This is a genomic window from Streptomyces sp. CBMA156, assembly GCF_014596515.1.
Lineage (GTDB): Bacteria > Actinomycetota > Actinomycetes > Streptomycetales > Streptomycetaceae > Kitasatospora.
Genome location: NZ_MSJQ01000299.1, coordinates 1 through 6,510, shown reverse-complemented (window position 1 = coordinate 6,510; position 6,510 = coordinate 1). Strand labels below are relative to the sequence as shown.

Below are 6,510 nucleotides of genomic sequence, written 5' to 3'. Positions count from 1 at the left end.
GCAGGCCCAGGCCCAGGCCCAAGTGCAGGCCCAGACGCAGGCCCAGGCCCCGCCGCCGCTCGCCCGCCCGTGGTCCGCCGAGGGCGCGGCCGCCGCGATCGCCTTCGCCAGGTCCAAGATCGGCCTGCCCTACGTCTGGGGCGGCGAGGGCCCGGGCGGCTACGACTGCTCCGGGCTGACCATGATGGCCTGGCGCGAGGGCGGCCGGCGGCTCAATCACTTCGCCGCCGACCAGTACGCCCAGAGCACCCCGATCGGCTACCGCCAGCTGCGCCCCGGTGACCTGGTCTTCTGGACGGCCACCGGGCGGGCCGCCGACATCCACCACGTCGGGCTCTACATCGGCGACGACCAGATGATCGAGGCCCCGCGGGCCGGCATGCCGGTCAAGCAGGCCAGCCTCTGGATCATGGGAACCCCGAACTTCTACGCCCGCCCCTAAGGCACTCCGGAACGCTCCGCGGGCCCTCGAGCCGGGCGGCTGCTTCGACCGCCCGGGGCGGGGCGGTCGGCTACCGGCCGGCCAGGGCGGACACGACGGTACGGCTGTCGCGCAGCCGCACCACGGTCCAGGCCCAGAGGGCACCGAGCGGGATCGTCGCCAGGAAGACGGCGACCGCGCCGCCGATCCGGCCGATCACCTCGGAGTCGCAGACCTCCGCCATGTGGAAGCCGGTCGGCTGGTAGAAGGCCGGTGAGCCGCAGAGCCCCGCGGCCGGGACGAGGACCAGCCCGAGCGCCCAGAGCCAGCCGGCCACGGTCAGCCCGCCGACCAGCTTCGCCGCCAGCGCCCGGCCCTCGTACTCCTTCGACGCGCGGACGTACTCGTCCTCCATGGTTCCCCCCGAAGCGGATCGTCCGTATCTGAACCGGCACGAGGATGCCAGGTCGGGCCGCCCGGGGCCACTGTCGGCGGGCCGCGCTACCGTGTCCGCTCGGACCGGCACTGAGGAGGCGTCATGCGACTGCGGGATGTTCGGGCGGGGGACCTTGAGGCGTACGTCCGGATGCGCTGCGACCCGGTGATGATGGCCGAACTGGGCGGCCCGCTGCCCCGGGAGACGGTGGAGGCGCGGCTGCGCAAGGACCTCGCCCTGACCGACGCGGACGGCGCCTGGATCAGGATGATCGTGCCGGACGGCGCCGAGGACGACGAGGCGGTGGGCGCCGTCACGCTCTGGTCGGACGAGGAGGACGGCGTGACGGTCTCCGAGATCGGCTGGATGGTGCTGCCCGGGTACCAGGGCCGCGGTCTCGCCAAGGCGGCGGTCCGCCTGGTGCTGGACGCCGCCGCCGCGGACGGCCGCTGGGGCGAGGTGCACGCCAACCCGGGGACCACCAACGGACCGTCCAACGGGATCTGCCGGGCGCTCGGCTTCCGGCTGCTCGGTGAGCGGGACCTCGACTTCGCGGACCGCGTCCTGCGCACCAACTGCTGGGTGGTGGTGCCGGGCGAGCACGTCGGGTCGGGCACGGAATAAATCGGATGCCGCCCCGGGAGGGCCGCCGTACGGTGGCCCCATGGGCAACAGCATCGATCACACGGCCGTGGACAGCGTGAGCGGACTCCGGATCCGGGCCGTCTCGGTGGACGAGGTGGCGGAGTGGGGCCGGGCGCTCAACTTCGGCTTCCTGCGCCCCCACGTGCCAGCCTCGGGGGATCTGCGCCGCCGGCTGTGGACGCCGGGCCGGATGCTGGCCGGCTTCGACGGCGAGCGCCAGATCGCCACCTTCCGCAGCTTCGACGCCGAACTGACCGTCCCCGGCGGGGCCGTCGTGCCGGCCGACGCCATCACCAACGTCACGGTCAGCTCCACCCACCGCCGCCGCGGCCTGCTCAGCGCGATGATGCGCCGGGACCTCGCGGCCGCCGCCGAGCGCGGCAGCGCGGTCGCGATCCTGGCCGCCGCCGAGTACAACATCTACGGCCGGTTCGGCTTCGGCCCGGCCACCCACGGCGGCGGCCGGAACATCGAGCTGCGCCGCACCCGTGGTCTGCGCGACGGCCTGCCGGGCGTCCCCGGCGGCCGGATCGACTTCGTGACCATGGCGGAGCTGCGCGAGCAGGGAGCGGAGCTGTACGACCGCTGGCGCCGCACCCAGCCGGGCGCGATCGACCGCGACTCGCTCTGGTGGGAGCGCACCGTCGGAGAGGTCCAAACGCCCGGCAACGAGTTCAAGGAGCCGTTCGCCGCCGTCCACCGGGACGCCGCCGACGTGGTCACCGGGCTGGTGGTCTACCGGATCGACGCCAAGTGGGACGGCGCCTACCCCGACGGCAAGCTCACCGTGGACGAGTTCATCGCCCTCGACCTGCCCACCTCCGTCGAACTCTGGCGCCTGGTGCTGTCGGTGGACTGGGTGGCCCGGGTCGAGGTGCGCAACCTCAGCCCGGACGACCCGCTGCCGCTGCTGCTCCAGGACCCGCGCGCGGCCACCCCGCACGAGGACAACGGGGACATCGTGTGGCTGCGGCTGCTGGACGTCGAGGCCGCGTTCGGCGCCCGGAGCTACGGCGCCCCCGGCCGGGTGGTGCTGGAGGTCGACGACAAGCTGGGCTACGCCTCGGGCCGTTGGGCGCTGGAGGTGGCCGAGGACGGCACCGGGCGCTGCGCCCGGACCACGGACGACGCCGACCTGGCGCTCGGCGCCTCGGAGTTGGGCTCGCTCTACCTGGGCGGTGAGACGGCGCCCCGGCTCGCCGCGGCCGGCCTGGTCACCGAGCTGCGCCCGGGCGCGGCCGCCGCCGCCGACCTGCTGCTCCGCACCCCGGTGCGGGCCTGGACGCCGACCGAGTTCTGAGCCCGGCGCCATGAAGAAGGCCGGCCCGCGATCGGGTCGGCCTTCCGCATGCCGTTGGGCGCTACTTGACCGCCGCCTTGCCGATGGTGGGCAGGATGAAGTCCTGGATCAGGCCCTTGGCGTCGCGGACGATCGGCCGGAAGACCCGGTAGCGGGACAGGTTGATCACCCGGGCCGTGAGCGGCGTCGAACGCCGGACGAACTCCCTGGTCCGCTCGGTGTCCGGGGTGCGGTCGAAGACCCAGTAGAGCACCACGATCATCAGGTACAGCCAGAGCACGTCCGGCAGCAGGTCGACCAGTTCGGCATCCAGCTTGGGTGCCAGCTCCGAACCCTGGAGCACCTCGCGGAACAGCTCGACCGCGGTCGCCCTGGCCGGGTGGGACTCGTTGGAGAACGGGCTCAGGGAGCTGGTCGGGTCGGCGGCGGTGCGGAAGAACTGCGCGGAGAACTCGTGGTACGGCGCGGCCGTGTCGAGCCAGGAGGTGAGCGCGATCTGCAACCGCTCGGAGAAGTCCCGGGTGTGGGCCATGCGGCGCTTGGCGTCTGCCGCGTGGTCGTAGGTCATCCGGTCGTAGAACCCCTGGATCAGGAATTCCTTCGCCGAGAAGTAGTAGTACGCGTTGCCCACCGAGACGCCCGCCTCGGTGGCGATCGCGCGCATGGTGGTCTTCTCGTAGCCGCGTTCCTGGAACAGCCGCATGGCCGTCTCCAGGATCAGCGCCCGAGTCGCCTCGCTCTTGTCGGTCTTCGGCTGTGCCCGGCCGCCGGGCAGGGGCCCGCCGTCCGGGCCGGGACCGCCCTCCGGTCCGGGCACGGCCGAAGCCTCGGCCGTGCCGTTCTCGCCGTCCGCTCGGTTCGTCGCTGCCAGGTCGTCCACGGGGACGAGCCTAGCCGGAGACGACGTTCCATCCGGTGTCGGTGTTCGTGCCACCGGATGTCCCCTCCACACCCGGTGCCACGGTGGCCCCCCATTTTTCGAACGCGTTCAAAGGCTGGACAGGATTGTAGGCGCGTCGGTTGAACATGTTCAACTCCATCTCTGTGGGAGGCTGGTCACATGATCAGTTCAGGGCAGACCGTCATCCGACGCGGCGGAGTGCAGGACGCCGGGTCCATCGCCGAACTGCATGCTGACAGTTGGCGTACCGCCTACCGGGGGATCGTCCCGGAGGAGGGGCTGGGCGACGGGATGGCCGCCCAGCGGCGCGAGCTGTGGGAGCTGCGCCTGGACGCCGACTACGGCGAGCCGGAGAACGTGCCCGAGCTCCTGGTGGCGGAACGGGCAGGCGTGACGGTCGGGTTCATCTACCTCGTCCCGCAGCCGGACGGTGGGGTGCTGATCGACAACCTGCACGTGCGTCCCGGCCTGACCGGTGGCGGCATAGGCCGTGAGCTGCTGGCGGCGGCCCGCACCCGTGTCGCCGAGCGGCACCCCGGGGCCGAACTCTTCCTGGAGGTGCTGCGGGACAACACCCGCGCGATCGCCTTCTACGAGCGCGAGGGCGCCGAGCGGGTCCGGGCGCAGGAGGGGGAGTTCCCCGGTGGGTTCCTGCTGCCCGAGTACGTGTACGCCTGGCCGGCCGGGCGCGTGGCGCCCGGATCCGACCGGCCGGAGCCGGTGGATCGGTCGAAGTAGTCGAAGCGGTCGACGTAGCCGAGGCGGCCAGGGTGGCCGAACCGGTGAACGTGGTCGAAGTGGCGGCGGTGGCCGGACTGGTGGACGTGGTGAACGTGGTGGAAGTCGTGGCCGGGGCCGGGGCGTCCGGTCAGTCGAAGTCGTAGATGGTCACCGGGACACCCCGGTCCGCCAGCCGGCCGGTGACCAGCGGCTCGACCTTCTCCCAGCGCCCGCCCGCCAGTCCGCAGCCGATCCGCGGCATGTGGACGGACGCGCCGAGCCGGAGCGCGTGCCCGCCGAGTGCGGCCAGCCCGGTGTCGATCGCCTCGTAGCGCACCGGCACCCCGGTGGAGCGGCCGCTCCTGATGCCGCGCTGGCCGACCAGGTTGGCCACCCAGAGGTGCGGAGCGACCGGCACCAACTGGACGGCGCCCAGGCCGAAGTCGTTCTTCGCCCGCTCCCGGTACCCATGGGCCTGTCTTCGGACTCCCGCCTGCGGGGCGACGCCGGGGCACGCACCTCGCCGCGTTGTCGTCGGTCGCCAATGGCCCCCAGCCTGGCGGCCGGGAGGTGCCCCCACCGCAGTGGCTCCCTCCTCCGCCTTGCGATGCACGCACCCCAACGCCGCCCCGCCCGCTCTCCGAGCGGACGACGGGAGTCCGAAGACAGGCCCAAGTCGATACGCGGCCTCGGGCTCGGGCCAGCGTCTGGAGAGCGCGAGCACGAAGCCCCTGCCCCAGCCGCCGAGATCGTTGCAGACGTGCGCGATCACCTTCACGCCCTTGCCCTGGGGCGTGGTGGCATCGCCTCGGACGTAGGTGATTTCCCCCATGCCTCGACGTTAGAGGGTGCCACTGACAATCGGCTCGCCATTTTCCGGCGCCCCGCCCGGCGCACCCCCGGACACGCCCGGAGCCCCGCCCGGACACGCCCGCTGACGCGCCGTCCGCCGCCCGCGCCGCTCGCGCAGGGCGGGCACCGCTCCCGCACGGGAACGCGGAACCGCCCCTGCCCAGGGGGGATGGGCAGGGGCGGTGCTCGTGGGGGCGGGCTCAGGCGGCCTTGACGGCGGAGATGTCGAAGCTGAGCTTGACCTTCTCGCCGATCAGCACGCCGCCGGTCTCCAGCGCCGCGTTGTAGGTCAGGCCGAACTCGGTGCGGTCGACGACGGCCTTGCCCTCGAAGCCGACCCGGTCGGCGCCGTACGCGTCGGTGGCGCTGCCGGTGTACTCCAGGTCCAGCACGACCGGGCGGGTGGTGCCCTTGATGGTGAGGTCGCCGGTCATCCGGTACGAGTCGCCGTGGACCAGCTCGGCGGTGGTGCTGCGGAAGCGGATCTCGGGGTGGGTCTCGGCGGCGAAGAAGTCGCCGGTGCGCAGGTGCTCGTCGCGCTGGGCCTGGTTGGTGTCGACGCTCGCGACCTTGATCACCAGCTCGGCCGAGGAGTTGCCCGGGTGGGTCCCGTCCAGGTGCAGCTTGCCGTCGTACTCGGTGAAGCGGCCCTTGACGTTGGTGACCATCGCGTGGCGCACCGAGAAGCCGATCTCGCTGTGGGTGTGGTCGATCGCCCAGTCGCCGGTCAGGTGGGCGAGGTCCGGGCCGGCCGGGGTCCGGACGGCGGCCGCGGCGGGGGTGGTGACGGTCTTGGTGCGGTTGAACAGGCCCATGGCTTCCTCCTTGGTTCGAAGCCATTTGTTTAGGCTTCAACTTGTTGGCTCCAGCGTAGGACAGTTTCGTTCAACTTTCAACCACAAGTCCCGGGCATCCCCCGGACGGCTCAGCGGAGCGGCCCTGTCGGCCCTCCCGGTTAGGCTGCGAGGGACGGTTCCACCCCGCCCGGAAGGCCCCCGATGTTCGTCCTGCACGCGCTCTGGCAGGCGGACGGGCGGCTGGCGCTCTGGGCCGAGGACGCCCGCGCCCACCCCGGCGCCGCCGCACCGCGCCCCGGCCGGCCCGCCCCGCGCCTCGGTCACGGCGTCCACGGCGTCGTCCGCCTCGGCCGCGGCGTCCAGGGCGTCGTCCGCCTCGATCGCAGCGTCCAGGGCGTCGTCCTCCTCGGCGTCCGCAGGGGCGTCGGAGCCGGCGAC

The 6,510-nt window shown here is 72.7% G+C and carries 8 protein-coding genes and 2 pseudogenes; 5 read left to right on the top strand and 5 right to left on the bottom strand.

What is annotated here, in order from left to right:
* Positions 1 to 442 (top strand): C40 family peptidase (locus BU198_RS26350; protein WP_223244957.1); only part of this gene is annotated, 442 nt, incomplete at its 5' end.
* A 70-nt stretch (positions 443 to 512) separates the two neighbouring features.
* Here the strand turns inward: BU198_RS26350 and BU198_RS26345 are convergent.
* Positions 513 to 836: a hypothetical protein gene (locus BU198_RS26345; protein WP_188299368.1), complete on the bottom strand. Its 324-nt coding sequence runs from the start codon at positions 834 to 836 to the stop codon at positions 513 to 515.
* Between the two features lie 123 nt (positions 837 to 959).
* Between BU198_RS26345 and BU198_RS26340 the strand changes: the two genes are divergently transcribed.
* Together BU198_RS26340 and BU198_RS26335 are read left to right on the top strand one after the other, a co-directional pair.
* Positions 960 to 1,481: a GNAT family N-acetyltransferase gene (locus BU198_RS26340; RefSeq protein ID WP_188299367.1), complete on the top strand. Its 522-nt coding sequence runs from the start codon at positions 960 to 962 to the stop codon at positions 1,479 to 1,481.
* Positions 1,482 to 1,521: 40 nt separating this feature from the next.
* Positions 1,522 to 2,802 carry a GNAT family N-acetyltransferase gene (locus tag BU198_RS26335; protein WP_188299366.1) on the top strand — a complete coding sequence of 427 codons (1,281 nt, stop codon included), beginning with the start codon at positions 1,522 to 1,524 and terminating at the stop codon, positions 2,800 to 2,802.
* Between the two features lie 61 nt (positions 2,803 to 2,863).
* On the opposite strand, the gene BU198_RS26330 is transcribed toward BU198_RS26335, so the two are convergent.
* Complete coding sequence (locus BU198_RS26330) at positions 2,864 to 3,682, bottom strand: TetR/AcrR family transcriptional regulator (protein ID WP_317620327.1); 819 nt, start codon at positions 3,680 to 3,682, stop codon at positions 2,864 to 2,866.
* 180 nt (positions 3,683 to 3,862) lie between these two features.
* On the opposite strand from BU198_RS26330, the gene BU198_RS26325 reads away from it, so the two are divergent.
* On the top strand, positions 3,863 to 4,441 hold the full coding sequence (locus BU198_RS26325; RefSeq protein ID WP_188299365.1) for a GNAT family N-acetyltransferase: 579 nt from the start codon (positions 3,863 to 3,865) through the stop codon (positions 4,439 to 4,441).
* 130 nt (positions 4,442 to 4,571) lie between these two features.
* On the opposite strand, the pseudogene BU198_RS26320 reads toward BU198_RS26325, so the two are convergent.
* From BU198_RS26320 to BU198_RS26315, 3 genes and pseudogenes are all read right to left on the bottom strand, one after another.
* Positions 4,572 to 4,922: pseudogene (locus BU198_RS26320) on the bottom strand (Appr-1-p processing protein); the annotation flags it as partial.
* 177 nt (positions 4,923 to 5,099) lie between these two features.
* Positions 5,100 to 5,255, bottom strand: a pseudogene (locus BU198_RS42580) (Appr-1-p processing protein); the annotation flags it as partial.
* Between the two features lie 220 nt (positions 5,256 to 5,475).
* Entirely contained in the window at positions 5,476 to 6,090 is a 615-nt protein-coding gene (locus BU198_RS26315; RefSeq protein ID WP_188299364.1) for a YceI family protein, read from the bottom strand.
* Between the two features lie 183 nt (positions 6,091 to 6,273).
* Between BU198_RS26315 and BU198_RS26310 the strand changes: the two genes are divergently transcribed.
* Positions 6,274 to 6,510: hypothetical protein (locus BU198_RS26310; RefSeq protein ID WP_188299363.1), on the top strand; the 237-nt coding region annotated here is incomplete at its 3' end.